21 protein-coding genes are annotated in these 24,510 nt (G+C 73.5%); 10 read left to right on the top strand and 11 right to left on the bottom strand.

Annotated features, from left to right (window positions below; genetic code table 11):
* Positions 1 to 100: 100 nt before the first annotated feature.
* From ACIBA9_RS19530 to ACIBA9_RS19580, 11 genes are all read right to left on the bottom strand, one after another.
* Positions 101 to 1,480, bottom strand: coding sequence for a helix-turn-helix domain-containing protein (locus tag ACIBA9_RS19530; protein WP_399364512.1), 1,380 nt, complete (start codon positions 1,478 to 1,480; stop codon positions 101 to 103).
* Between the two features lie 129 nt (positions 1,481 to 1,609).
* Positions 1,610 to 2,314: a PIG-L deacetylase family protein gene (locus ACIBA9_RS19535; RefSeq protein WP_399364514.1), complete on the bottom strand. Its 705-nt coding sequence runs from the start codon at positions 2,312 to 2,314 to the stop codon at positions 1,610 to 1,612.
* Positions 2,302 to 3,219 carry an NAD-dependent epimerase/dehydratase family protein gene (locus tag ACIBA9_RS19540; protein WP_393901468.1) on the bottom strand — a complete coding sequence of 306 codons (918 nt, stop codon included), beginning with the start codon at positions 3,217 to 3,219 and terminating at the stop codon, positions 2,302 to 2,304. Before ACIBA9_RS19540 ends, ACIBA9_RS19535 begins: the two co-directional genes overlap by 13 nt.
* Positions 3,220 to 3,302: 83 nt before the next feature.
* Positions 3,303 to 4,643, bottom strand: a complete 1,341-nt coding sequence (locus tag ACIBA9_RS19545; RefSeq protein WP_399364516.1) for a UDP binding domain-containing protein — start codon at positions 4,641 to 4,643, stop codon at positions 3,303 to 3,305.
* Between the two features lie 141 nt (positions 4,644 to 4,784).
* A complete protein-coding gene (locus tag ACIBA9_RS19550) occupies positions 4,785 to 6,212 on the bottom strand; it encodes an ATP phosphoribosyltransferase regulatory subunit (protein WP_399364518.1) in 1,428 nt (475 codons plus the stop codon).
* A 20-nt stretch (positions 6,213 to 6,232) separates the two neighbouring features.
* Complete coding sequence (locus ACIBA9_RS19555; RefSeq protein WP_399364520.1) at positions 6,233 to 7,123, bottom strand: hypothetical protein; 891 nt, start codon at positions 7,121 to 7,123, stop codon at positions 6,233 to 6,235.
* Positions 7,116 to 7,859: an ABC transporter permease gene (locus ACIBA9_RS19560; protein WP_399364522.1), complete on the bottom strand. Its 744-nt coding sequence runs from the start codon at positions 7,857 to 7,859 to the stop codon at positions 7,116 to 7,118. The genes ACIBA9_RS19555 and ACIBA9_RS19560 overlap by 8 nt, the downstream gene beginning before the upstream one ends.
* Positions 7,860 to 7,870: 11 nt before the next feature.
* Positions 7,871 to 8,809, bottom strand: coding sequence for an ABC transporter ATP-binding protein (locus ACIBA9_RS19565; RefSeq protein ID WP_362161325.1), 939 nt, complete (start codon positions 8,807 to 8,809; stop codon positions 7,871 to 7,873).
* Positions 8,810 to 8,812: 3 nt separating this feature from the next.
* Positions 8,813 to 10,093 (bottom strand): hypothetical protein, encoded by a 1,281-nt coding sequence (locus ACIBA9_RS19570; RefSeq protein ID WP_399364525.1) that lies wholly within the window; start codon positions 10,091 to 10,093, stop codon positions 8,813 to 8,815.
* Entirely contained in the window at positions 10,090 to 11,250 is a 1,161-nt protein-coding gene (locus tag ACIBA9_RS19575; protein WP_399364527.1) for a hypothetical protein, read from the bottom strand. The genes ACIBA9_RS19570 and ACIBA9_RS19575 overlap by 4 nt, the downstream gene beginning before the upstream one ends.
* A gap of 5 nt (positions 11,251 to 11,255) precedes the next feature.
* Positions 11,256 to 12,476 (bottom strand): M16 family metallopeptidase, encoded by a 1,221-nt coding sequence (locus tag ACIBA9_RS19580; RefSeq protein WP_399364529.1) that lies wholly within the window; start codon positions 12,474 to 12,476, stop codon positions 11,256 to 11,258.
* Between the two features lie 634 nt (positions 12,477 to 13,110).
* Here ACIBA9_RS19580 and ACIBA9_RS19585 point away from each other — a divergent pair.
* The 10 genes from ACIBA9_RS19585 (at position 13,111) to hisS (ending at position 24,406) form a co-directional block, all read left to right on the top strand.
* The gene (locus tag ACIBA9_RS19585) at positions 13,111 to 13,995 is read left to right on the top strand and encodes a hypothetical protein (RefSeq protein ID WP_399364531.1); all 885 of its coding nucleotides are present in this window, start codon (positions 13,111 to 13,113) and stop codon (positions 13,993 to 13,995) included.
* The gene (locus ACIBA9_RS19590; RefSeq protein ID WP_399364533.1) at positions 13,992 to 15,602 is read left to right on the top strand and encodes a class I adenylate-forming enzyme family protein; all 1,611 of its coding nucleotides are present in this window, start codon (positions 13,992 to 13,994) and stop codon (positions 15,600 to 15,602) included. Before ACIBA9_RS19585 ends, ACIBA9_RS19590 begins: the two co-directional genes overlap by 4 nt.
* Entirely contained in the window at positions 15,599 to 16,468 is an 870-nt protein-coding gene (locus ACIBA9_RS19595; RefSeq protein ID WP_399364535.1) for a sugar phosphate isomerase/epimerase family protein, read from the top strand. Before ACIBA9_RS19590 ends, ACIBA9_RS19595 begins: the two co-directional genes overlap by 4 nt.
* A gap of 9 nt (positions 16,469 to 16,477) precedes the next feature.
* The gene (locus ACIBA9_RS19600) at positions 16,478 to 17,905 is read left to right on the top strand and encodes a pentapeptide repeat-containing protein (RefSeq protein ID WP_399364537.1); all 1,428 of its coding nucleotides are present in this window, start codon (positions 16,478 to 16,480) and stop codon (positions 17,903 to 17,905) included.
* On the top strand, positions 17,902 to 19,110 hold the full coding sequence (locus tag ACIBA9_RS19605; protein ID WP_399364539.1) for a DapH/DapD/GlmU-related protein: 1,209 nt from the start codon (positions 17,902 to 17,904) through the stop codon (positions 19,108 to 19,110). The genes ACIBA9_RS19600 and ACIBA9_RS19605 overlap by 4 nt, the downstream gene beginning before the upstream one ends.
* Positions 19,107 to 19,940 (top strand): class I SAM-dependent methyltransferase, encoded by an 834-nt coding sequence (locus ACIBA9_RS19610; protein ID WP_399364541.1) that lies wholly within the window; start codon positions 19,107 to 19,109, stop codon positions 19,938 to 19,940. Before ACIBA9_RS19605 ends, ACIBA9_RS19610 begins: the two co-directional genes overlap by 4 nt.
* A complete protein-coding gene (locus tag ACIBA9_RS19615; protein ID WP_399364543.1) occupies positions 19,937 to 21,130 on the top strand; it encodes a pyridoxal phosphate-dependent aminotransferase in 1,194 nt (397 codons plus the stop codon). The genes ACIBA9_RS19610 and ACIBA9_RS19615 overlap by 4 nt, the downstream gene beginning before the upstream one ends.
* Complete coding sequence (locus ACIBA9_RS19620; RefSeq protein ID WP_399364545.1) at positions 21,127 to 22,236, top strand: DegT/DnrJ/EryC1/StrS family aminotransferase; 1,110 nt, start codon at positions 21,127 to 21,129, stop codon at positions 22,234 to 22,236. The genes ACIBA9_RS19615 and ACIBA9_RS19620 overlap by 4 nt, the downstream gene beginning before the upstream one ends.
* Positions 22,237 to 22,254: 18 nt before the next feature.
* The gene (locus tag ACIBA9_RS19625) at positions 22,255 to 23,016 is read left to right on the top strand and encodes a YggS family pyridoxal phosphate-dependent enzyme (RefSeq protein WP_399364547.1); all 762 of its coding nucleotides are present in this window, start codon (positions 22,255 to 22,257) and stop codon (positions 23,014 to 23,016) included.
* Positions 23,017 to 23,104: 88 nt separating this feature from the next.
* Positions 23,105 to 24,406, top strand: a complete 1,302-nt coding sequence (gene hisS, locus ACIBA9_RS19630; RefSeq protein ID WP_362161356.1) for a histidine--tRNA ligase — start codon at positions 23,105 to 23,107, stop codon at positions 24,404 to 24,406.
* Positions 24,407 to 24,510: the final 104 nt, after the last annotated feature.

Consider the following 24,510-nt stretch of genomic DNA (forward strand, 5'->3'; position numbering starts at 1 on the left):
GCTGTCTCCACCGACGTTAGGCGCCCGCGATCAACAACCGATTGATCGATCGATCTACGGCTGCGTCGATCGCCCGGCGAGCGACGGGCCTGGCGACCCGCTACGGCCGGTCGCGCTCCCCCGGGCCGCGCACGGCGGCCGCCCGGGTGGCGGACGGCGCGTCGGTGGCCGGAAGCAGGCTGCCGCGCTGGCCGAGGCAGCGCAGGCTCTCCCGGTAGGCCCACAGGGCCCGTTCGGTGCGCCCGGAGCGCTCCAGCAGTTCACCGAGGTCGTTCCAGGCCGAGGCCGCCTGCCGGTCCGCCTCGGAGGCCTCCAGCAGCAGCGCGGCCCGCTCGCAGCCGGCCTCGGCGGCCGCGTCGTCGCCGAGTTGCAGTTGGGCGCCCGCCAGCACCAGCAGGGTGCGCGCGGTCTCCAACCGGTGGCCGGTGCCGAGGAGTTCGAGGGCCCGCCGGGCGTGCCGCTCGGCCTGGCGGGGGTCGGACTCCAGCAGACAGGCCCGGGCCAGCGCCGTCTCGCAGTACGCCATGTCCACCGTGCTGCCGTGGTCGGCCAGGGTCTCGGCACTGCGCGTCAGCTGCGACTTGGCCTCGGCGAGGTCGCCGGTGTCCGACTGCATCAGCACCGACGCGTAGGCGTTGCGCAGCCGGGACAGCGCGCGGGCGTCGTCGCCCTCGGAGTAGATGGCCAGGGCGCGTTCCAGCAGCAGCAGGGCGTCGGCGGTGGCGCCGTCGCGGTGCGCGACCACCCCGGCGTTCCAGTAGGCGGCTCCCAGGGCCTTGCGGTCCTTGATGCCCTCGGCCTCGGCGATGGCGGTCCGGGCCAGGGCGGCCGCGCGGTGCAGGTCGCCGCGCTCGCAGTGCAGTCCGACGAGCGTGGCGAGCAGTTCGACGCCCAGCACCGTCGGGGTCAGCCGCAGCCGGCGGGCTTCCTCCAGGGTGGTGGTGGCCAGGTCGATCGCGTGGGCCAGATCGCCCGTCTCGCGGTAGCAGCGGCACAGTGCCACGGCCACCGCCAGTCGCGGGATCAGGGACTGTCCGTAGCCGGCGTGGTCCAGCAGGGCCTGGTAGTGGTCGGCGGCCTCCTCCAGCCGGCCGGCGTGCTCCAGGGCCTGGGCCACCCCGTACTCGGCGGTCAGCCGGACGCCGTCCTGTCCGGCAGCGGCGGCCTTGTCGCGGACGGCGGTGTAGGTCGCCAGCGCGGTCTCGGGGTCTCCGTTGCGCAGAGTGATCTCCGCGTAGCGCAGCTCCGTCTGCGGGGTGTCGTGCCGTTCGGGCTCCAGCAGCTCCAGCAGGTACTCGGAGCCGCAGCCGAGCCGGGCGGCGATCTGCTCCAGAACCTCCGGGGAGGGGGTGCGCTTGCCTGCCTCCAGGAGCGAGATATAGCTCGGGGAGAGGTTCTCGCCGGCCAGGTCCATCTGGGACAGACCCGCCTCGCGCCGCAGTCGGCGGATCCGTGACCCCAGAGCCTGCGATTCCGCCATGAAGGCTTCTCCTTATTGTGACCGACGGCACGACAACCCGAGTGAATATGCGGTGAATATACTCGGTCAAGGCCGGGCCGGGCCAGGCCTCACCGGCACGGGCGAAGTCGGTCGGGCGGGTCGGCGGGCTCAGCGGGCGGAGAGCAGTCCCCCGATTCCATGGGCGCGTTCCACCACCAGGCCCTCGGCGCGCTCGCTTCCGCTCAGGGTCCCGTAGAAGCGGTCCGCGGCCTCCACCGCCGCCAGGTCCAGCGGGCGGAAGCCCGGACGGGCGGTGCCGAACGGTTCCAGGGCGCGCGCCTTGGCGGCGTGGTGCGCGCTGATGTCCACGAACACCTGCGGGGCGAAGCGGGAGAACGCGGGGGTGCGGGTCTCGCCCGGCCGCATGCCGTAGAGGTCGACGCGGCAGGTGCGGGTCGCGGCGGCGGCCGCCCGGGCGGCGAGGCGGTGGTCGGCGTGGCCGTCGCCGCTCCAGTGGGTGAGCACCGCCTGGGGGGCGATCTCGGCGATCAGCCGGTCCACCGCGGCGACCAGGGCGATCTCGCCGATGTCGGTGACCTGGCGGTTTCCGCCGTCCGTCGGCCAGCGCAGTTCGTAGCCGAGGACCGCGGCCGCCCGCTCGGTGAACCGGGTGCGCTGCCGGGCTCCCGCACCGGACTCCGGCTGCGAGAGGACGGCGGTGACCACCCGGACCCCGCGTGCGGTGAGGTGGGCGATGGTGCCGCCGACGGCGATCTCCGCGTCGTCGGGATGGGCGACGACCACCAGCACGGCCGGGCGCCGGCCGGCGCCCGGCGCGGTGCCGGGTGCGCCGGCGGGGGTCACATCTGCCATCCGTAGAAGGCCACCGTCTTGTCGATCTCCTCGTCGGGCAGACGGGCGTACCAGTCCAGGGTGTCGGCCAGGGAGTCGGCGTAGTCGCTCAGCTTCGGGTCGCCGAGTACGTCGCGCAGCTCGGTCATGTCGGCGGTGAGGACGGTGCGCGGCACCTCACCCGGGCGCATCGGCAGGTGGTTGATGCCCGCGCGGTTGCCGAAGTGCTCGTTGACCGCGGTGGCCACCTCGTTGACGCTGACGCTGATCCCGCTGCCGCAGTCCGGGATCACGTCGGTGCGCTCGGTGCGGGTGAAGCGGATGGTCATGTCGGCGAGGTCGTGGGAGTACACCATGTCGACGATCTGCTCGCCGTCGCCGTACACCTGGATCGGCAGGCCGCGGATGGCCTGGGCCGCGAAGGCGGGGACGATCTTGCGGATGGGGAGCAGGGCCTGGCCTGGGCCGTAGGCGTTGTAGTAGCGCAGGGAGCAGATGCGGCTGGGGCCGGAGGAGTTGGCCATCTGGGCGAAGGACTCGGCGGCCGCCTTGGTGATGGTGTAGGTGTTCAGCCAGACGTTGGGTTTGCCGGGGTAGAAGACCCGGGGCACTCCGCAGGTGCCGGCGGCCTCGAAGACCTTGACCGTGCCGCCTATGTTGATGTCGATGGCCTCCTGCGGGGTCTCCTGCAGCTCGGAGGTGCCGAGGACGCCGGCCAGGTGGTAGACCTCCTCGGCGCCCTGGAAGGTCTTCGCCAGCAGTTCGAGGTCGCGGACGTCTCCCCGCACGAAGCGGGCGTCGGAGCGCAGGCCCTTGGTGCCGATGGGCACCCGGTCCAGCACGGTGACGTCGTGCCCCTCCTCGATCAGGCGGCAGGCGATGGTGCTGCCGAGGAATCCGCTTCCGCCTGTGACGACGGCTTTCATGGGGGTCTCCTAGATGCTGGCGCGAGGGCGCGGGTGGGTGGGGTGCGTGCGGGGAGGTCCGCCGGGGGCGGCCTGGCGCCGGGTCAGGACCGGGGCGCGGCGGAGGGGCGGGCGGCGGGGGTGCCCCATTCCGCGTAGCGGACGGCGGTGTCGCGCAGCGCGGTGCCGTAGCCGCCGAGGTTGTCCACCACCGTCGGCGGGTCGTCCAGTGCGGTGAGGCGGTCGGGCAGGTCGGCGTAGAGGTCGTGCGGGGTGGCGGCGATCAGCGTGGCGAGGCCGCCCAGGTCGTCGGGCCACTTCAGCGGCCGGGCGCCGGTGAGGGTGGTGATCTCCTCGGGGGTGAAGTAGGGGTCGTGCAGCCGTACGTCGGCGCCGCGGGCCAGCAGGTGCTCGGTGAGCCGGCGGGTGGGCGAGCCCTCGACGATCCTGGCGTTGGCCGCGTAGCTGAGGCCGAGGATGCCGATGGGACCGTCGGTGATCGCCAGGATCGATTCGGCGACCCGGGCCGGGTGGTCCGTGTCCCAGGCCATGGCCGAGTCGACCAGGGGCAGCGGGATGTCTCGCGCCGTCCCGTCGGTGGCGAAGTGGGGGCTGAGCGGGATGCAGTAGCCGCCGATGCCGATGGAGGGGTGGAAGGTGGGCACGTTCCACTTGGTGCCGGCCAGCCGGAGCACTTCGGGTACGTCCAGGCCCGGGTACGCCTGCGCGAGCTGGTTGGTCAGCACCAGGTCGACGTAGCGGTAGAGGTTCTCCACCGGCTTGGTCAGTCCGGCATGCCGCCAGTCCGGCGCGGGATGGACGACGTCGCTGATCGCGTCGTACAACTCCCGGGCCACGGGCAGGGATTCGGGGCGGGCGGTGCCCAGCACGCGGGGCAGGGTCCGCAGGTTCATCTGCGGGGAGAGCATCCAGTCCCGGCGGGGTGCGGCCGCCAGGTGCAGCGTCGTCTCGGTCGCGGGGTCCGTGTCGAGCGCGGCGGGCACCAGCTCGTCGAGCCAGCGCAGACTGATCGTGCTCTCCAGGGCGATCAGGGTCTCGTCGCCGGTGCGGGCCCGGCCGATGGCGCTCAGCACCGCGGTCAGCGGCCCGGTCACCGGTTGGCCGTCGCGGTCGGTGTTGACGCACACCAGGTGTGCCCGGGCCGCGACCGCCGCGGTGTCGTCGGGGGTCGCGGCCCGCAGCCGTCCGCCGGATCGGGCGTCGGCGAGGGGGATGACGTCCTCGAAGCCCGGCAGCGGCACGACCCCGGCGTTGATCTCGCCGACCCGGTGCTCGTCGATGTCGAGCACCGTGCAGGGGAACCCGGCCTGGGCCAGCGCGCACGCGGCGGACAGGCCGATGAAGCCCGCCCCCCACACCGTGACGGGCTCCGTGCGGTCCTGGAGCGCCGCCAGGAGCGGGCGCGGGAACGGCGAGGGCTTCATCGGCCCCATCCCTTCGTCGAGTTTACTTGACTGAATGATATGAACCTCGTGTCAAGCCAGTCAATATTGCTTGTCACAAAGCTCTGTCACAAACTCCGGAGGGGAGTCACGGGAGCAGTCGGGTTCCGGCGAGGGGAGCCGTCAGACCTGGTGGCCGGCCTCGGCCGGCTCCGGCACCGCTCCCAGGTCGACGGTTTTGGTGACCCCGACGGCCGCCGCGTTCTGCAGGGTCAGCCGCCCGGTGGCGGCCTCCTTCTCCCCCACCAGCGCGAACCACTGGCTGGGCTGGGCCGGCACCCGGCGCAGCTGGCGCCCGAGCCGCCGGGGACGCCAGTGCTCCAGCACGTCGTACCCGGCCGCGCGCAGCCGCCGGGCGGCGGCCATGAAGGTGCGCAGGTCCGCCGAGGGCATACGCATCAGATGCACGCACTCCGTCTCGGGGACCGGGCCCAGCTCGGCCAGCAGATTGACCGAGGCGCTGGTGCTCCAGCACCTGCTCAGCCCGATGTCCAGGGTGCGCACCATGTGGTGGTAACCACCGCCGTCCCCCAGCGTCCGGCCGTCGCCGGTGCGGGCGCGGAAACACAACCCCGCCTGGTACTCGGGCGCGTGCTCCCAGTCCAGGCCGAACTCCACGCTCACCTCCATTTCGTGAGCGATCGTCAGCACGGTGCGCAGATGGGCCATCCGCTCCCCGGTGACCGGTTCCGCCTCCGCCACCCGGTCCGGCGCCTCCTCCAGGGGCAGTCCACGGCAGAGCGCGGAGACGCGGTCCAGCCGCCGCAGGAAGCGGTCGGCGTTCGGCGCCGTGGCGTCCGGCTCCCCGCCCTCGGCGATGTCCCCGGTATCCGCGGCATCCCCGGGATCCCGGGCATCGTCGGTGCCCCGGGCCTCTTCGGTATCCCGGGCATCGTCGGTGCCCCGGGCATCGTCGGTGCCCCGGGCCTCTTCGGTGTCCCGGGCGTCCCCGGCTTCTCCGGACGGCGGCTTGGCCAGACCGCGGCGACGGCGGTGGAGCGCCGTACGGGCGGCGGCCGGGCTCAGGCCCTCGTCGGTGGCGATCGCGTCGAGGACTCCGTAGTCGCAGTACTCCAGCCTGCCCCCGGCGGTCGGGCCGAGGATCTCGAAGAGTGCGGCCCAGAGCCGCAACAGGGTGAGATCGGCCGCGAGTTCGTCGGACTCGTTGCATATCACCGCCACCGCCTGGCTCCAGCCCCGGTGCCGTTTGCGCCGGTAGCGCGCGATGGGCACGCAGGCCGCGCCCAGGACGCTGGCGTCGCCCGTCAACCGCCCCGACCCGGCCAGCGCCCGCAACACGGCCACCAGCGAGTCCGCGGTCAGGGCGAGCCGCCGCCCGGAGAGGTCCTCGAAGGTGAAGATGCGTCCGGTGGCCGCGGAGCCGAACCGCTCGAAGGTCTCCGCGTACCCGACCGGCGCCACCGTGACGGGCGCGAAACCGAAACTGCCCGTCACCGACCGGAACATCGACTCGGCCCACACCCCCCGGGCGGCCTCCGTGCCCACCAGGTCGCTGAACCCGCGGGGCAGCGCCTCGAACGCGTAACTCATCTGTCCCTCCTCCACGGCGCTCAGCTCAGCGAGAGCGATCCGGTGCGGACGGTGTGCCGCAACGCCCTGGTCAACAGCAGCCAGGCCAGCAGCCCCCAGCCCGCCGCGACGGCGGCCTCGCCGGCCACCGCGCCGAGGTCGAGCGAGCCGCCCGCGGCGAGCGTCCGCGCCGCCGCCAGCCCGTGGGTGAGCGGCAGGACCCGGGCCAGCAGACCGGCGGCACCCGACCGGGGCACCGCCGTGGTGACCCCGGCGAGCAGCATCAGCACGATCGTGGTGCCGGCGGTCAGGTACATGCGTGCGCCGGGCCTGCGCACACTGATGCTGGTCATACACAGCGCCAGGCAGTAGCAGGAGACCGTACTGAGGCAGAGCACGGCGAGGATCACCGGCAACGCCGCCCAGCTCAGCGGCACCCCCAGCAGCGGGGAGACGACGCACAGCGCGATGGTCGAGGTCAGCAGCCCGTCGGCCATCCAGTGCAGGCCCCGCGACGCCAGCACCAGGAAGGTGCTCCCCCGGCTGAGCAGCAGGAACTGCAGGGTGCCTGAGACGCGTTCGCCGACGGTGGAGGAGACCACGCCCAGGGAGCCCAGCGGTCCGAGGATCGCGGCGTTGCCGAACACGAGGTAGCCCTCGGCGGAGGAGGAGCCCACCAGCCGGCCCAGGCCGGCGAAGAACACCACCTGGCAGATCAGCCGCACGGTCCAGCCGAACAGCCAGGTCCGCAGGGTGAACATCGCGCGGTAGTCCTGATAGCTCGCCAGCGCGCCGTAGGCGGTCTGCCGTGCGGCGACGCGCAGGCGGGCGAGCGGTGAAGGGCGCCCGTCCCGGCCCGGCTCCAGGGCCGGGTCGTCGGCCGGTCCGCCGGACAGTCCGCCGGACCGGTGTGGGGAAGCGAACTCAGCCATTGAGGACCACCCGTCCACTGCGTACGAAGGTCAGCACCCGCCGGACGGTCCACAGCCCGAGGGCCGCCTGGAGCCCGACCAGAGCGCACAGCACGCCGAGCCGGGCTCCCGGATCGGGCACCTGTCCCGCGGCCGCGTCCCGCAGCAGTTGCGCTCCCCAGGAGAGGAAGAAGGCCCGGGAGACCCAGCGCAGCGGTTCGGGGAGCGTCGTGATCGGCAGGATCAGCCCGCCCAGCAGATAGAAGGGGTAGGTGAGGGCGTTCTGCAGGCTGCGGGCGGCCCGGACCAGGATCATCAGACCGCTCATCAGCAGTGCGGTGGCCGCGACCCCGGTCGTCACGAGCACCGCGACGAGCACGGTGAGCCCCGGCCGGTCCACCCGGATCGGCAGCCCGAACACCCAGCGGCCGACGAGGAACATCTCGCCCAGCACCGGTAGTGCGAGCGAGCAGGTCACCAGGGTCCGCGTCGCCAGCGCCAGCAGATAGCGGGAGGGGGTCAGCAGGGACAGGTTCAAGGTGCCCTGGACCCGGTCGTCGTCCACCGCCTGCGAGGCCACGAACACCGCGTGGGACCAGCTTCCCATCAGGAACGCGGTGATCGCGGTGGTGGTGGCCAGGCCGCCCTGGTGGTGGCTCTTGAGGAAGTGGAAGAAGACCAGCGAGTAGAACGGGATCACCAGCAGCGTGGCGAAGAGCTGAGGCGAGCGGAACAGCATCTGCGCCTGTGCGCGCATGAAATGGAACATCAGAGGGCGAACTCCCGGTCGGCGATGACCGTGCGGTACAGCTCGGTGAGTCCCGGCGGCGCCACCGCGATCTCGGTGGCCCGGGCCTCCACCAGCAGGGCCAGTGCCGCGGACTGGGCCTCCGCGCCCTCCAGCCGCGCGGTCAGGCTGCCCTGCTCGGTCACCTCGACGGTGCCGGGCAGCTCCGCGATCCGCGCGGCGGCCGCCGCGGGGACCCCCTCGGCGCGGATGGTGCGGGGTGCGCCGATCCGGGCCAGCAGTTCTCCGGCGGCGCCCATGTGCAGGATGCGGCCGTGGTCGATGAGGGCTATGCGGGTGCAGACGTCCTGGGCCTCGTGCATGTCGTGGGTGGTCAGGACGACCGTGCGGCCGTCTTCGCGCAGTTCGTGGACGAGGTGCCGGAAGCCGGCCGCGGCATGCGGGTCCAGGCCGTTGGTGGGCTCGTCCATGATGAGCAGCGGGGGGCGGCTCAGCAGGGCCCGGGCGAGGTGGACGCGCTGCACCATGCCGCGGGAGAAGAGCTCGACGCGGTCGTCGGCGCGCGGGCCCAGCCCGAAGCGCTCCAGCATCTCCTCGGTGCGCCGGCGGGCGGTCTGTCCGCCGAGGCCCTGGAGGGCGGCCCAGTACAACAGGTTCTGCCGTACCGTCAGCCGTCCGTAGAGGCCTCGGTCGCCGCCCAGGACCAGGCCGACCAGGCGGCGCACCTCCTTGGCCTGGCGCACCACGTCGTAGCCGCCGATCCGGGCCGTGCCGGAGGTGGGCAGCAGCAGGGTGGTCAGGATGCGGGAGAGGGTGGTCTTGCCGGCGCCGTTCGGGCCGAGCAGTCCGAGGACCTCGCCCTGCCCGATGCTGAAGGTCACCTCGTCCAGCGCGGTGACCTCGGCGCCTCGGCGGGGGGTGAACACCCGGCCGAGGTCCTGTACGTCGACGATGCTCATGGCTCAGCTCCCGTTTCCGGCAGGCAGGGGACTCTCGGCCGTCGAACCCCGCGCGGCACCGTGCGACACGTCCCGCGCCAGGTCCCGCGCCAGCCCCTCCGCCGGGTTCTTCACCTGGTCCTCCGCAGGGTCGTTCGCCGGGTCCTTCGCCGGGTGCCGGAGCGCGCGGGGGGACGGTGCCGGGACGGGGGCGACGGCCGGGGCCGGACGTTCGGGCCACGGGGCGAGCGCGGACAGCGCGGCCAGCGCCGCCTCGTGGTCGGCCGGGTCGACGAGTTCGCCGTCGACCAGCAGGAAGTCGGCCACCGGGGTGCGGCGGAGCAGCACCCCGCCGAAGTCGTGGTCCCGCGCCGCGTCGCCGGCGCCGCGCCGCAGGGGTTCGGTGAGCTGGAAGCCGTAGTGGCGCGGCTGTTGGGCGAGGGGGCCCCGGGCCGTCCGGCGGGCCTCTTCGAGGCGGGCGGGCTCACGCAGTCCGTCCAGCAGTTCCGCCGGCACCGCGGCGGCGAGCGCCGGATGGGCGGTGGCCTTGCCGCACAGCTCCCGAAGCTCCGGTGCCAGCGCGTAGTCGGCGGCGACACGGGCCAGGGCGGCCGGGTCGGGAGCCGCGGGCGAGGTGAGGACGCAGACCAGGTCCAGTACGTCCTTGAGGGTGAAGTCGCGCTGGAAGCGCTCCTCCGCGATCGCGAGGACATCGGCGTACACCTGCTCGACGGGCAGTTCGGGCCGCAGCGGCACGGCCCGCTCGGCCAGGCCGCCGTAGGCGAAGGTGGTCACCTCGACGCCGCGGTCGAGGTCGAGCATCGGATCCTCGCCGAGCCACCACACCGAGACCAGCAGATCCCGTCGGCCGTCCTCGCGCAGCTCCGTCATCAGGGCCTCCCCCGCCTCGCGGCGGTCCAGCACCTCGCCCAACACCCGCCACAGCGTGACCTCGTCGGGGACGACCACGTCGAGGTCGCCGATCGCACGCAGCAGGCCGGCCGGGTAATACCGGGCGAGGGAAGGGCCCTTGACGGTGCGTGCGCCGGGCACCGCGCGGACCACCGCGTCCAGCTCCCGGTAGAGATCGGACCGCCGGGTCATCCGGGCCAGTTCACCGCGCGCGCCCTCGCCCAGGGCCAGCCCCTCGCGCTCGGCCAGGGAGAGCACCAGGGTCGACACGACGGCGCCCTCCTGCCTCGCCCGCCGCAGCAGATAGCGGGGCGGCAGATCTCGCTCGACCTCCAGCAGCTCGTACAGCAGGTCGAGATCGAGGGCGAAGGGGGAATGGGTCGGTGGATTCACGGCGTCTCTTCCTGATCCTGATCCTGGGATGCGCGCACGGCCCCGGCGCTCCGACGGGGCGCCTGGCGGTACTGATGTGTGCGGCGCCAACCGCGTGCCTCCAGGGCCGCGGTCACGGCCCCACTGCGCCCGGCCTCGTCGAGGCCGTGGCAGACGTTGCCCACGAGGGGCAGCCCGAGGCCGTTCGCCAGGCGGGCGGAGGCCCGCACCAGGGCCGCGGTCGAGGTGGACCGCAGGACGGGGTCGTCGACGAGGATGTCCACGAGGTCCACGAAGTCGGTCCCGCTGGGGCCGTCATGGGCGTCGACGCAGAGTGTGGCGTGACCGAACGGCTGGTCGTGGCCTTCGGCGAACACCACGAAGGTGCGCCGGCCGGGAGAGTCCATCAGGTCGTCCACCGCTGCGCGCACCGCCTCCGGTCGCGTGGTCAGGCCGCGGCCGGCGGCGGCGGTGACCATGGCCCGGCACAACCAGCCGTGTACGGCGGTGTCGTGCTCGCGGGCCTCGTCCAGGACGATCCTCGGCTCGTCGGCCCGCGTGCCGTCGCAAGCGCGGACCGCTTCCACGGGCAGCGCCAGGTAGCTCAGGTACGGGGTGAGCGCGGGGTGTGGGTCATCGGCGCCGGCCACCCGGACGATCGCCTCGGCGCACGCCGGGAAGCGGGCGAAGAGCGCTTCGAGGAAGGCGGGTGCCGCGCGGAGCAGACGCGGGTCGGCGTACTCCACCAGGCACTGGTCGACCCCGGTGAGCGGCTCGCGGTACTCGCCGGCCACGTACACGAGTCCGTCGAGCCGGTGCAGCAGTCCCGCCTCGTCGGCGGCGGCCAGATAGTCCTCGCCAACGGCCGGATCGGCACCGGCGGTAGAGGGCGAGACGGAACCGGCCAGCGCCGGTGGCGCCGCGGTATCGGCCGCCGAAGGCGAGGCGGAACCCGCGGGTACACGCGGGGCGCCGTCGCCTGTCGAGGGCAGGGCGGAACCTGCCGCTACGCGCCGGGCGCCGGCGGCCGTCGAGGGCTGGGCCGCTTCGGTGCTCGCAGGCATCGCGTCGTCAGCCGTCGGCGGCAGTGCGGTGCCGGTGGCCGAGGGCCGCGCGGTGACCGGCGTCGCCGATGGTGCGGTGACCGGGGGCGGGAGGGCGGTGGGGTTCTCGGTCATGGGGCTCAGCCCGCCTCGGGGCGCACCACGGCGACCAGGTCGCGGGCCACCTCGGCCGCCGCCGCGGCGACCTCCTCGGCGGTGACCCGGCCGAGTGCCTCGATCTCCTGTTCGGGCAGGGTGACCTCGGCGGCCAGCGCCCGGTCGGTGGCCAGCGCGATGGCGGCGTCCTGCTGGGACTCCGCGCGCAGCACGACCTCCATCACGGCCTGCCGGACGGCTGCCGGGAAGGCCTCCTCGCCCGGCCCCTCGGATGCGACCTCGGCGAGCAGCGAGCGGAAGGAGTCCAGGAGGCGCGGGGCGTTGGCGGGTTCGGCGCCGGCCAGCATCCGCCAGGCGCCGGTGTCGCTGTAGGCCCGGGACCAGGACTGGAAGGAGTAGGCGAGCGCCTCGTCGTTGCGGATGCGCGCGTAGAGCAGGGACGCGGGGCTCGCTCCCATGAGGTGGGCCAGCACGGTGTAGGCGTGCCGGCGCGGATCACCCAGGTGCGGTGCCCGGCTGCCGGCCAACAGCCAGCAGAAGTCGTCGGGCCATCGCTCGGGTGTTCCGGCGGGCACCGCAGGCGGGTCGTGCCGCGGGCGGGCGCCGAGTGGTGCCGCGGCCGGCAGAGTGCCGAGGCCCGCTTCGGCGAGGGCGTCGAGCAGTTCACCGGCGGGCAGCCCGCCGACGGCGCTCACCGCGACCGGTGCGCCGGCCAGGGCCTGGCGGTGGGCGTCGCGCATGCCGTCGACGGTGATGCGCGCGACGCTCTCGGGGTCGCCGCCCACCGGTGAGCCGAGAGGATGCCCCGCGAACAGCCGGGTCAGGAAGGCGTCTTGCACCGCGTCGGAGGGATCGGAGGCGGCGGCGCTCAGTTCCTGGAGGACGACCTGGCGTTCCCGGTCGAGGGTGGCGGCCGTCAGTTCGGGGCGGAGCAGGGAGGTGCCGATCCAGCCGATGACCCGGGCCGCGTCCTCGTTGAGCATCTGGGCGTGGATCACCAGGAGTTCGGGGCTGGTGAGGGCGTTGCAGTTGCCGCCGAGCCGCTCGGTCCGCTCGCTCAGCGACGGGCCGCCGTCCAACGGGGCCGACATGACGAGGTGTTCGAGCATGTGCGTGGCGCCGGCGACGTTCTCGGGGTCGTGCCGGGCACCCGATCCGACGGCGACGCACACGGTGGTGGTGCGGCTGCCGGGGGTGCGGTCCACCAGTACGGGGACGTTGTTCATCAGGAGCTGTTCGGTCACGGGAGGTCTTTCGTCGCTGCGACGGTGCGGGCGGGGTGGGCCGCGTCGGGATCCGTCCGGCGAGCCGCCGGGACACGGCCGGTGCCGGGCCCGTCGCACACCGCCGGGAACGCCGCCGGGGCGAACCCGGAACCCGGCCGGGAGGTGGGCGCGGCCGGGAGCGGGACGGGCTTGCGGGCCCGGGAATGCGGCGGCCGGGCTGCCGCCGGTACGAGGACCGACGGCAACCCGGCACTGGGCCTGCTTACTTACCGGCGCGGACCTTGACCTTGTCGAGGCGGGGACGCAGGCCGACGGCGTGGTTACGGGTCATGACGACTCTCCTTTTTGATGGGTAATTCCGCGAGGACTCGTTCCCTTGCGGCAAATCCATATGACCATGATCGAGACTAGAGAGTCAAGAGACTCAGTCAATAAGTTCCGGCGAACGGACACCCCGACCGCCATTCCCGAACTTGCCCTGCTTACGCAGGCCTTGGCGTTACCCGCCGCCCACACCGGCTCCACCGCCATGCCAACTTGACTCTTGTTATTGACTCTCCATGAGTCGCTGTGTCAATCTCACGACGACAAGCACGCGGACGTAGAGGGGAAGCAGTTGGGACGCCAGCCTGAGAGCCAGTACTCCTTGCTCTTGATCAAGCCGGACGGGGTCTCGCGCCGCCTCCAGCCCTTCATCCTCGACACGGTGCGCGACGCCGGGCTGACCGTTCTGTGCCATCACCGGCTTCTCCTGGACGAGGACGACATCGGGCGCGCCTTCGCCGACATGCGGCGCGCCGAGAACCCGCTGGAGCACCTCACCCTCGATCTCTGGTACGCGCACCAGCCCATGGAGGTGATCGTCGTCCGTGGGGGCGAGGACACGGTGGAGGTGGCCGCCGCGGTCAAGCGCAAGGCACGCGCCGCCTACCGCCTGGGAGTGTGGGCCAACGTGGTCCACACCCCGGACCACTGGGAGGAGTTCGCGCTCCAGCTCTCCGTCTTCGGACAGGACTGCGCGGACTGCCGGGCCCTGCTGAGCGGCACCGACTTCGGGGACTACAGGGACGTCGCGCAGGCCTACCCGCCCGGGATCCTGCTGCCGGCGCGCTGGCGTGATCCCGGGACGCTGCGCGCGATCGTCGAGCCGATGTGGCGTGACCCGTACTCCTGCGTCTGGCGCCCCACCTACCCCCGCCTGTACGAGGCGCCGCACCGCGCCGACGGCCCGCGGGACCACGTCGTCTGCGTCACCCGCTCGCCCAACCAGCTCTCGTTCGACAACCTGGTCGCCGCCGTGATGGCCGCCCTGCCCGGCATGGACTTCCCGCAGGCCTTCGAGGTGATCTTCTCCTCGCTGCACCACGCCGAGTTCCCGCTGGCCGCCGGCACCCTCGCGGAATGCCGGGACTACGGGGCGTCGCTGTGGGACCTCGGGCTCGGTACCGTCGTCCGCCCGCTGGACGACGACTTCCCCTACCCCGCCGAGGACGAATCCGCGCGGTGGCACCCGGCGGTCCGGAAGGTTCCGGCGTGACGGCCCCCGCCGCCTGGAGCGGCGTCCCCGAGCGGCTCGACGCGCTCCTCGATGCCGCTTGCGCGCGCTTCGCGGACCGTACCGCCCTGGACGACGGTGAGAACGTCCTCGGCTACCGGGCTCTCGGCAAGCGGGGCCGCGCCCTCGCCGCGGCCCTGGTGGCGGCCGGGCACCGGCGCGGCGAACCCGTTCTCGTCGCCGTGGACAACCGATGCGGCGATGTCGTGTGCGAACTGGGCGCCTGGTCCGCGGGAGCGGTCGTGGTCCCGGTGCACCGGGACTCCCCCGCCCTGGTGCTGCGTTCCACCGCGGCACGCGTCGGCGCCCGGCTGCTGCTCGGCGACCCGCGTCACCACCCCCCGGCCTGGGCGGGCGTCACCGGTCCGGCCGGCCACCCGTGGCTCGGCGAGATCGTCGGCGACCCCGCCGGCGGCGCGTCGCGTCCGCCGGCCGAACTGGACGAGGAGGAGGCCCTGGTGGTCTTCACCTCCGGTTCGACCGGCCGCCCCAAGGGCGTGGTGCTCTCCCACCGCGCCCTGCACACCAAACTCCGCGCGATCAACGAGGTGCTGCCGTTCGGCGAGGGACAGACCGCGCTGCACGTGCTGCACCTGAATTTCAGCTTCGGCCAGTGGACGTCCCTGCTCACCCTCGCCACCGGCGGCACCCTCCTGCTCACCCCGCGCTTCCGGGCCCGCCAGGTGCTGGAGCGGCTCGCCCGGCGGACCGTGGACCGCACCGCCGTCGTCCCCAGCATGCTGCGTCTGATCCACCGCGAACTCGACACCGCCCCGGACGGCACCGGACTGCTGCGCCGCCTCGCCGAGTCGGGCTCCCCGGGCACCTGGATCTGCGGCGGTGAACCCCTGCCCGCCGGACTGGGCCGCAAGGTCAGGGGCCTGCTGCCGCACGCCGGGATCGCCGACGTCTTCGGGCTGAGCGAGAGTGCCACCTCCGACTTCATCCTCACCCCGGACCGCTACGACGACGAGGCGGGCACCATCGGCAGCCCCTCCCCCGGCGTGGAGTACCGCATCGTGACCGTGGATGGTGCCGCCGGTGCCGCCGGTGCCGCCGGTGCCGAGGCCGACGCCGACCCCCCGCCCGCGGCCCCCGGTACGGCCGGTGAACTCTGGTTGCGTACACCGCACTTGATGACCGGCTATCTCGACGACCCCGCCGCCACCGCCGCCACCATGACCGGCCCCTGGCTGCGCACCGGCGACCTCGCCCGGCACCGGCGGCGGGACGGCCGGGTGGAACTCGTCGGCCGGGCCAAGCAGCTCATCGTGCGCGGCGGCGCCAAGATCTCCCCGCTGGAGGTGGAGGCCGCCTACGCCGACCACCCCGACTGTGCCGCCTGCGTCGCCGTCGGCGTCCCCGACGCCCTGCTGGGCGAGCGGCTCCATCTGCTCTTCGTGCCGCGCGCGGGCCGTATGCCCTCCGAGGAGGAACTGCGGGCTCACGGGCGGCACCGGCTGGAGGCGCACAAGGTGCCCGAGCGGGTGCACCGCGTCGAGCAGCCCCCGTTGGGCCGCACCGGCAAGACCGACCGGGCCGCGGCCGCGCGCATCGCCGCCGGCGCCGTCCCGGGAGGTGCCGTATGACTTTGCTGGGCGTCTCCACCGGTGTGCTGGCCGACCGCACCGATCTGCCGGGGCTGCTCGCCTATGAACCCGAGGTCGTCGAGTTCTACAACTATCCGCGCTCGATGCTCTCCACGATCGGCGCGTTCTGCGACCGCCACGGCATCCGGCCGGCGCTGCACACGCCCGTCCCCTACGACGAGCCGCGCCCGTTGCGGCGGTTCGCGCCCACCGGTCCCGACCCGGACGAGGCGGCGGCCGCGCTGCGGATGACCGAGGACACCGTCCGCTGCGCCGCCGACCTCGGCGCGCTCCACGTGGTCGTGCACTTCCCGAGCCCCTATCCGCCCTACCCGGTCGCGGCGTTCGGCACCTGGTGCCGTGACTTCCTGGACGCCGTCTGCGCACTGGCCCGTGAACACGCGGTGCCCGTGCTGGTGGAGAACCTCTCCGCGCACCCGCTGCTGCACACCGCGGCGCACTATCGCGACGTCCTCGCCGGCCGTCCGGAGCTGGGGCTCTGCCTCGACCTCGGCCACGCCCACCTGCTCGGCCCGGAGCGGGGGCCGCTCTCCTACGCCGCTGCCCTGGGCCCCAGGGTGCGCAGCATGCACGTCTACAACACCACCGCCGCGCGCTACCCCGAACACGGCCACGAACCCGCCCATGCCGGCCAGTCGGCCGCCGACGGCTACCTCCCGCTGGCCGAGGTGCTGCCCGCGCTGCTCGACCTCACCGGCGCGCCGGCCGTCGTACTGGAACACCGGCCCCCGGCGCCCGGCGATCCGGACCCCGAACAGCTCAGCCGATGGATCCGCGCGGTGATCGGCCACCGGCGGCCGGCCCGCCCCGGGCCCACCGAACCCATCCGTCCCGCCCGCACCTGAGGAACCCCGATGCCCGACACCACTCCGCTGGAACTGCTGCGGCGCCTGGCCGCCGCCAACGACGAACTACGCCCCGTGCTGCTCAAGCGCGTGACCGAGACGACGCAACATCTGATCGACACCACCGGCCGCGGCATGGACCTCACCGAGGCCGATCTGACCGGCCTCGACCTGAGCGGCGTCGACCTGCGCCGCGCCACCCTCAACCGGGCCCTGCTGCACAGCACCCGGCTGCGGGAGGCGGACCTCTCCGAGGTCACCATGGTCTGCCCGGGCATGGAGCGCACCGACCTCACCGGGGCCAGCCTGCGCTCCGCCTATGTCCACGCCCTCGCCGCACAGACCTGTGTCTTCGACGGCGCCGACCTGACCGGGCTGCGGGACGCCACCGGCACGCTCTTCCACGGGTGCGGCATGCGGGGCGCCCACCTGGACGACGGCCATCTGTCCGGCTCGTCGTTCTACCAGTGCGACCTGTCCGACGCCTCGATGCGCAACATGAACCTCCAGGGCGCCCTGATCAGCGAGTGCCTCCTGGACGGCGCCGCCCTGGACGGCAGCTGCGTCGACCAGCTCTCGGTCACCAAGTCCAGCCTGCGCGACACCTCGCTGCGGTCGGTGGCCGGTCACGGGCTGGTCCTCCAGCGGCTCACCGCCGCCGACGGTCTGGTGCTCGCCGACGCCGGGCTGCCGCAGCTGCGGATCACCGGCGTCCAGGCACACGGCTGGCAGGCGGCCGGACTCAAGGCCCCCGACGCCGACTTCACCGACCTCGCCGTCACCGACGCCGACCTCGGCGGCGCCCAGCTCACCGGCGCCCGCTGGCTGCGCTGCACCCTGCCGCGGGTCCGCCTCGGCGGCGCGTCGCTGAACAACGGCAGCATCGTGGAGAGCAGCCTGCGCGGCGCCGTCCTGACCGCGGCCCGCGGCGAGAACCTCCACATCGTGGAGAGCGACCTGTCCGACGCCGAGATGAGCACCTTCCTGGGCCGCTGCCTCACCGTGCGCGACTCCAGCCTCGCCCGGGCCGGCCTGCGCCACGCCAACCTGTACCGCGCCATGATCACCGGCGATCCGCCGCGCGGCATGAGCCTGCGCCACGCCGTCCTGGACGGCGCCACCCTCGTCCAGGCCTACATCGCCGCCGACCTGCGCGGAGCCAGCCTGGTCGGCGCCAACTGCGCCTACAGCCGGTTCAGCCAGTCCGACCTGTCCGGCGCCCGGCTCGACGGCGCCGGCATGTACCAGTCCACCTGGGTGAAGACCGTCGTCACCGGCGCGAACCTGACGGGGGTGAAGGCACCGGTGTTCACCGACCGCTGCCCGGGTCTGGCCGAAGCCCTCGAACGCGACGGCGGACCGGCCGCGACCGGGTTCGCCGCCTTCGTCGACAGCCTGGGCGCCGCCCTGGCGAAGGGCCGCAAGGGATCGACGTGACCATCGACCAGACCCCCGACGACGGCTCGGCCGGCCGGCGCCGGCTGATCGAGGCCGGAGTGAGGCTCGGGCCGGGTGTGCGCGCCTGGCTCGGCGCCGACGTCCGCGTCGGCCGCGACGTGACCATCGGCGCAGGCACCGTCCTGGCCGCCGACACCCTGACCCTGGGCGACGGCGTCACCATCGGGGAGAACTGCGACCTGCGGGCCGGAACCCTCTTCCTGGGCGACGCCACCGAGATCCAGTCCTCGGTCACGGTGCTCGTCGCCGACGCCTTCGAGGTCGAGGGCGGCGGGCGCATCGAGTCCCTGGCCCAGGTGACCTGCCGGTCCTTCCAGGCCGACCGGCTGCTCTACCTCGGCCGGGAGACCAGCATCGGCTACGGCGGCACCACCGCCTCCACCTCGCACGTCGTCCTGGGCGCCCGGGTGGCGATCGGACCGCACAGCATCCTCAACGCCAACCAGCCCATCATCCTGGGCGACGAGGTCGGTTCGGGTTCCCATCTGACCATCTGGACCCATGGATTCCACTTCGGTCACCGGCTGCTGGACGGCTACCCCGCGACCTTCGCGCCCGTGCGCGTCGAGCGGAACGTCTGGCTCGCCTACCACGCCACGGTGCTCCCCGGGGTGACCATCGGCGCCGGCACCATCGTCGCCGCGGGCAGCGTCGTCAGCCGTGACCTGCCCGCCGGCGTACTGGCCGGCGGCGTGCCCGCGGCCGTCAAGCGCACCCTGGCCCCCCGGCCGCCCCAGGGCGACGAGGCCCACCGGCGCGTCGACGCCCTGCTCGACGAATGGGTCGCCGAGCTGCACTGGAAGGGCCTGCCCGCCAAGCGTGCCCTCGACGGCCCGATCGACGTGGGGGACGGCCACCGCGTGCTGCTCGTCACCGGGACCACCGGCCTCGACACCGTCAACGCCCACGCCGACGCGGCCGGCGGGCGCGGCTTCCATCTGCTCACCGTGGACGACCGCCCCGACCTGCGGCCCTGGACCGGGCGGACCCGCGCCCTGTTCGAACTGCGCTCGGGGCGGCTCACCGGCTGCCTGGACGACGTCGGCCACGACCTGCGGGACTTCCTGCGCCGCAACGCCCTGCCCTGCGGCGACCAACTGCCCTTCCGCAGCCTGCCGGTCGAGGGTTTCGCCCGGCTGGCGGCACTCACCCGAAAGCCCACCACCACCGGGAACGGCCGATGACCACCACCCCCCGTCCAGCACCCCGGACCACCACCCCCGGGCCCCCGGCCGAGCACCCGGCCCTCCCCGGACCCGCCGGCGGCCCCCGCAACCTGGACCTGCGCTACGCCGAGCGTCCCGTGGACAGCGAGCACCCGCACTACTTCCCCTTCGTCGTCGACCACGCCGACTCCTGGCTGGGCACCCGCCCCGGCGGGCAGGTGTGCGAAGTGGGCTGCGCGGCGGGGGCGTTCGCCCACTACCTCCTTGGCCGCCATCCCGGCATCGACCTGACCTGCGTGGACATCCAGCCGACGCTGATCGAGGCGGCCCGGCGCCGGGTACCGGGCGCCCGCTTCGCCACCGGCGACGTGCTGCGGCCCGATACCCTGCCCGCCGGGCCGTTCGACACCGTCTTCATGGTCGCCCTGCACAGCCACTTCGACGACCCCCGGCACTGGATCGACGCGCTGCTGAGACTGACCGCGCCCGGCGGACGCGCCTACGTCTTCGGTCTGTTCAACCCCGAACCGGTGGACGTCGTGGTCCGGCTGCGCCATCCGGACGGCGACCCCGAGTGGCTGCCGGGATGGAACCAGTTCTCCGTGCGGACCGTCGGCCGGCTGCTGGAGCGGGCCAAACTGCGCCACACCTTCCACCGCTACCTTCCCGCCGCACCCCGCGAGCGACGCCCGGAAGACCCCCTGCGCTCGCACACCGTGCCCGACCCCGAGGCCACCGGGGACCCGGCGCTGGTGTACCTCAACGGCAGCCAACTGCTGCACCGCTTCGCCCTGCTGGAGATCCACCGGCCGGAGCCCGAAGCGTCCGGTCCCGGCGGCCGGCCGTGACCGGCCCGCGCCACGGTTGCGACGGCGGCCCCGGCACCGTGCCGCGCCGCGGCCGCCTCGCCGCGCACGGGCACAGCGTCTTCGCCGAGATGTCGGCCCTGGCCGAACGGCACGACGCGATCAACCTCGGCCAGGGTTTCCCCGACACCGCGGGCCCCGACACCGTCGTCGAGAGCGCCGTCCGCGCCCTGCGCGCCGGCCACCACCAGTACCCGCCGGTCCCCGGGCTGCCCGCGCTGCGCCACGCCGTCGCCGGCCACCAACGGCGGCGCTACGGACTGGACATCGATCCGGACCGGGAGGTCGTCGTCACCACCGGCGCCTCCGAGGCCCTGGCCGCCGCGGTGCTCGCGCTGGCCGCGCCCGGCGACGAGATCGTGGCCCTGGAACCCTTCTACGACTCCTACGCCGCCTGCGCCACCCTGGCCGGAGCGACCCTGGTGCCGGTCCGGCTGCACGCCCCCGGCTTCACCCTGGACACCCGGGAACTGGCCGCCGCGATCACCGGACGCACCCGGATCCTGCTGCTCAACTCGCCCCACAACCCGACCGGCGCGGTCCTTCCCCCCGAGCAGCTGGACGAAGTGGCCGCGCTGGCCCGGGCGCACGATCTGCTGGTGATCTCCGACGAGGTCTACGAGCACCTCGTGTTCGAGGGCACCCACCGGCCCATCGCCGCCCTGCCCGGCATGTTCGAACGCACCGTCACCGTCTCCTCGGCCGGCAAGTCCTTCTCCTTCACCGGCTGGAAGGTCGGCTGGGCGACCGGCCCCGCGGACCTCGTCACCGCCGTGCGCGAGGTCAAGCAGCACCTGTCCTTCGCCGGCGGCACCCCCTTCCAGCACGCGGTCGCCGAGGCCCTCCGCCTCCCCGAGGAGTACTTCACCGCCGCCGCGGCATCCCTGCGGCGACGCCGGGACCTGATGACCGACGGACTGCGCGCGCTCGGCTTCGCCGTACGGCCGCCGCGGGGCACCTACTTCGTCACCGCCGACATCACCCCCCTCGGCGAACGGGACGGGATGGAGTTCTGCCGTGAGCTGCCCCGCCGGTGCGGCGTCGCCGCCATCCCCCACCAGGTCTTCTACGCCGACCCCGACGCCGGGCGCCGCCATGTCCGCTTCGCCTTCTGCAAACGCGACAGCGTGCTGCGCCAGGCACTGGAAAGGCTGGAGAAGGGCCTGACATGACATCGCAGCACACCCGTCCGGCCGCCCCCGACGCGACCGCGCCCCACGAGCCGGTGATCCCGCACAACGGGCCGCTGGTCACCGAGGACGACGTCGCCGCGGTGAGCGAGGCCCTGCGCTCGGGATGGCTCGCCTCCGGCCCCCGGACCGCGGCGCTGGAGGAGGCGTTCGCCGAGCGCTTCCACCCCCGGCACGCCACCGCGGTCTCCTCCGGTACCGCCGGACTGACGCTGGCGCTGCGCGGCGCCGGGATCGGGGACACCGGCGCCACCGTCGCCGTCCCCACCTACGGCTGCTCGGCCCTGCTGGACGCCGTGCTGGCCGCCGGCTGCACCCCGCTGGTCGTGGACATCACCGAGCGGACGCTGAACCTCGATCCCGGACGGCTCGACGGGGCGGGCCGCGTCGACGCCGTCATCGCCGTGCACACCCACGGCAACGCCGCCGACCTGGACGCCCTGCGCGCGAGGACCGCGCTGCTCGTGGAGGACTGCTGCCAGAGCCTGGGCGGCCACGACGAGCGGGGCCGCCCTCTCGGCGGCATCGGGGACGCGGCCGTGTTCTCCTTCTACGCCACCAAGACGATCGCGGCGGGCGAGGGCGGCGTACTGCTGCAGTCCGACCCGGCCGCCTTCGAACGCGTCCGCGTCTACCAGGACCCGGCCGCCCGTGAGCGCTACGCCCCGCGCTTCAACTACCGCCTCGCCGACCCCGCGGCCGCCCTGGCGCTCAGCCAGTTCCGGCGCCTGGACCGCATCACCGCGCACCGGCGCGCCCTCGCCGCCGGCTACACCGCCGCCCTCCCGCCGCATGTCGCGCCCCCGCCCGGAGCGGCTGACGGCCGGGTGCCCTACCGCTACTGCCTGCGGGCCGCCGACCGCGCCCAGCAGCGGCGGTGGATCGGCCATCTGCGCGCTGCGGGCATCCGCGCCGACCCCCTGATCCCCGCCCGGCACCTGCTGCACCGGCAACTGGGCCTCGAACCGGGCGGGTTCCCGGTAGCCGAACGCGTCGTGGACAGCACCGTCTCGGTACCGCTGTTCGCCGCGCTCACCGAGCGGCAGGCCGACCGGGTGACCGCGGCCCTGGCCGGTCTGCCGGCCTAGAGAACGAGAAGGACGACCGTGACGACACCTCCGCACCCCGCCCCCGAGGCCGTTCGCGCTCCCGATGCGCTTCAGGCCCGACGGGCCTTCCTCGCCGACCGGCTGGCAGCCGTCCGCGCCCGGATCGCCGAGGCCGCCCGGGCGGCCGGGCGCGACCACACCGGGATCACCCTCATCACCGTCACCAAGACCCGGCCCGCCGAGGACGTCCGCCTGCTGGCCGCGCTCGGCGTGCGCGACATGGGGGAGAACCAGGACCAGCAGGCGTCCGTGAAGGCGGCGGCCTGTGCCGACCTCTCACCGGCCCTGTCCTGGCACTTCGTCGGACGGCTCCAGACCAACAAGGCCGCCTCGGTGGCCCGTTACGCCGACATGGTGCACTCCGTGGACCGCGTCTGTCTGGTGACCGCGCTCGGCCGGGCCGCCGACCGGGCGGAGCGGGAGCTGCGCTGCCTGGTCCAGGTGAGCCTGGACGACGACCCGGGCCGCGGCGGAGCCCACCCCGACGAGGTGAGCCGGATCGCCGACCTCCTCGCCGGCTCGCCGCTGCTCACGGTCGCCGGTGTGATGGCGGTGGCCCCGCCGCGGGAGCCGGCCGACCGGGCCTTCGCCCGTCTGCGCGAGGTCCGGGAGCGGCTGCTCGGCGACCATCCGGACGCCACGGTGATGTCGGCCGGGATGAGCGGCGACCTGGAGGCCGCCATCACCGCGGGCGCGACCCACGTCAGAGTGGGCTCGGCCGTCCTGGGCGCCCGTACACCCGCGCCCCCGTCCCCGTGAGCCCCGGCGCCGCGGGCGCTGACTCGACGTCAGCAATGCCGTCTAGAATGTCGTTTCTCGCTTTCGTACACGTCAGAGGAGCCCTTCCGTGAGTCGTCTCCTGCCCACCGCTCCCTACCGAGGCACCAGGGACTTCCTGCCCGCCGAGATGTCCGTCCGGCAGCAGGTGTTCCGGCATCTGTACGAGACGGTGGAGCGCTACGGCTACGGGCGGTACGACGGGCCGATCCTTGAGTCCGCGGAGATCTACGAGGCGAAGTCCGGGCAGGAGATCGCGGACCAGCAGCTGTACTCCCTGACCGACCGGGGCGGCCGCCGGCTCGCGCTGCGTCCGGAGATGACGCCCTCGGTCGCCCGGATGATCGCCGGCAACGCCGGCAGCCTCCAGTTCCCGGTGCGCTGGTACAGCCACGTCAACTGCCACCGCTACGAGCGCCCGCAGCGCGGCCGCACCCGTGAGCACTGGCAGCTCAACGTCGACATCTTCGGTTCCGACAGCCCGAACTGCGAGATCGAGATCTTCGAACTCGTCCACGACGTGATGGGCTCCCTCGGGGCGACCCGCGACATGTGGCTGCTGCGGGTGGGCGACCGGGCGATCCTGAACAGCATCCTGCGCGATGTGGTGAAGGTGCCGGAGAGCGCGCACCAGCAGACCATGGCCCTCATCGACCGCTGGGAGAAGGTGCCGACCGAGAAACTGCGGGAGGACGCGGCGGAGTTCGGTCTCGACGGCCGCCTGTTCGACCTGCTGGAGTCCACCCTCCGCTCCGGCGCCGAGGTGCTGCCCGACCTCCCCGAAGAGGTCCGGGAGACCTCCGCGCTGGCCCGGGTGATGAAGAGCGAGGCGAAGGACCTCTTCGTCTTCGACCCCTTCATCGTGCGCGGTCTGCAGTACTACACCTCCACCGTCTTCGAGGTCTTCGACCGCTCTCCGGCGAACAACCGCTCCCTCTTCGGCGGCGGCCGCTACGGCGATCTCGCCGGCCTCTTCACCACCCAGCGCATCCCGGGCATCGGCTTCGGGATGGGCGACGTCACCCTGCACGACTTCCTCGACACCCACGGCCTGCTGCCCGAGGCACGTAACGAGGTGGACGTCACCGTGATCCCCGTCGACGACGATCTGGTCCCCGCCTCCCGCGAGGTCGCCCGGCTGCTGCGGCAGGCGGGCATCCGCACGTCGACCACCCTGGAACCGCGCAAGCTGGGCAAGGAACTCGCCCGCGCCGACCGCGGCGGCGCCCGATTCGCGGTCATCGTCGGCCGCGACGAGCGGCAGCGGCAGGCCGTGGTCCTCAGGGACCTGGAGGGCAAGGCCCAGCACGAGATCCAGCAGGCCGACCTGGTCGCCCATCTCCTGCCGCGTCTGACGGCCACGGGCGCCTGACCCCCGCCCGCACCGGGGAGCCCGGCCCCACCGGGCCCGGGCTCCCCGGCTCGCACCTTCACCGACCGACCAACGCCGCTCCCTCGCACGGCCGTTCACGGAAG

It is taken from the genome of Streptomyces sp. NPDC051452, from assembly GCF_044454765.1.
Classification (GTDB): domain Bacteria; phylum Actinomycetota; class Actinomycetes; order Streptomycetales; family Streptomycetaceae; genus Streptomyces.

Coding starts and splice junctions, on each gene's coding strand:
- ACIBA9_RS19550 (WP_399364518.1), bottom strand. CDS start 6,212: ATGAGTTACGCGTTCGAGGCGCTGCCCCGCGGGTTCAGCGACCTGGTG.
- ACIBA9_RS19595 (WP_399364535.1), top strand. CDS start 15,599: ATGACTTTGCTGGGCGTCTCCACCGGTGTGCTGGCCGACCGCACCGAT.
- ACIBA9_RS19540 (WP_393901468.1), bottom strand. CDS start 3,219: ATGAAAGCCGTCGTCACAGGCGGAAGCGGATTCCTCGGCAGCACCATC.
- ACIBA9_RS19530 (WP_399364512.1), bottom strand. CDS start 1,480: ATGGCGGAATCGCAGGCTCTGGGGTCACGGATCCGCCGACTGCGGCGC.
- ACIBA9_RS19555 (WP_399364520.1), bottom strand. CDS start 7,123: ATGGCTGAGTTCGCTTCCCCACACCGGTCCGGCGGACTGTCCGGCGGA.
- ACIBA9_RS19565 (WP_362161325.1), bottom strand. CDS start 8,809: ATGAGCATCGTCGACGTACAGGACCTCGGCCGGGTGTTCACCCCCCGC.
- ACIBA9_RS19575 (WP_399364527.1), bottom strand. CDS start 11,250: ATGACCGAGAACCCCACCGCCCTCCCGCCCCCGGTCACCGCACCATCG.
- ACIBA9_RS19535 (WP_399364514.1), bottom strand. CDS start 2,314: ATGGCAGATGTGACCCCCGCCGGCGCACCCGGCACCGCGCCGGGCGCC.
- ACIBA9_RS19545 (WP_399364516.1), bottom strand. CDS start 4,643: ATGAAGCCCTCGCCGTTCCCGCGCCCGCTCCTGGCGGCGCTCCAGGAC.
- ACIBA9_RS19610 (WP_399364541.1), top strand. CDS start 19,107: ATGACCACCACCCCCCGTCCAGCACCCCGGACCACCACCCCCGGGCCC.
- ACIBA9_RS19560 (WP_399364522.1), bottom strand. CDS start 7,859: ATGCGCGCACAGGCGCAGATGCTGTTCCGCTCGCCTCAGCTCTTCGCC.
- ACIBA9_RS19600 (WP_399364537.1), top strand. CDS start 16,478: ATGCCCGACACCACTCCGCTGGAACTGCTGCGGCGCCTGGCCGCCGCC.
- ACIBA9_RS19620 (WP_399364545.1), top strand. CDS start 21,127: ATGACATCGCAGCACACCCGTCCGGCCGCCCCCGACGCGACCGCGCCC.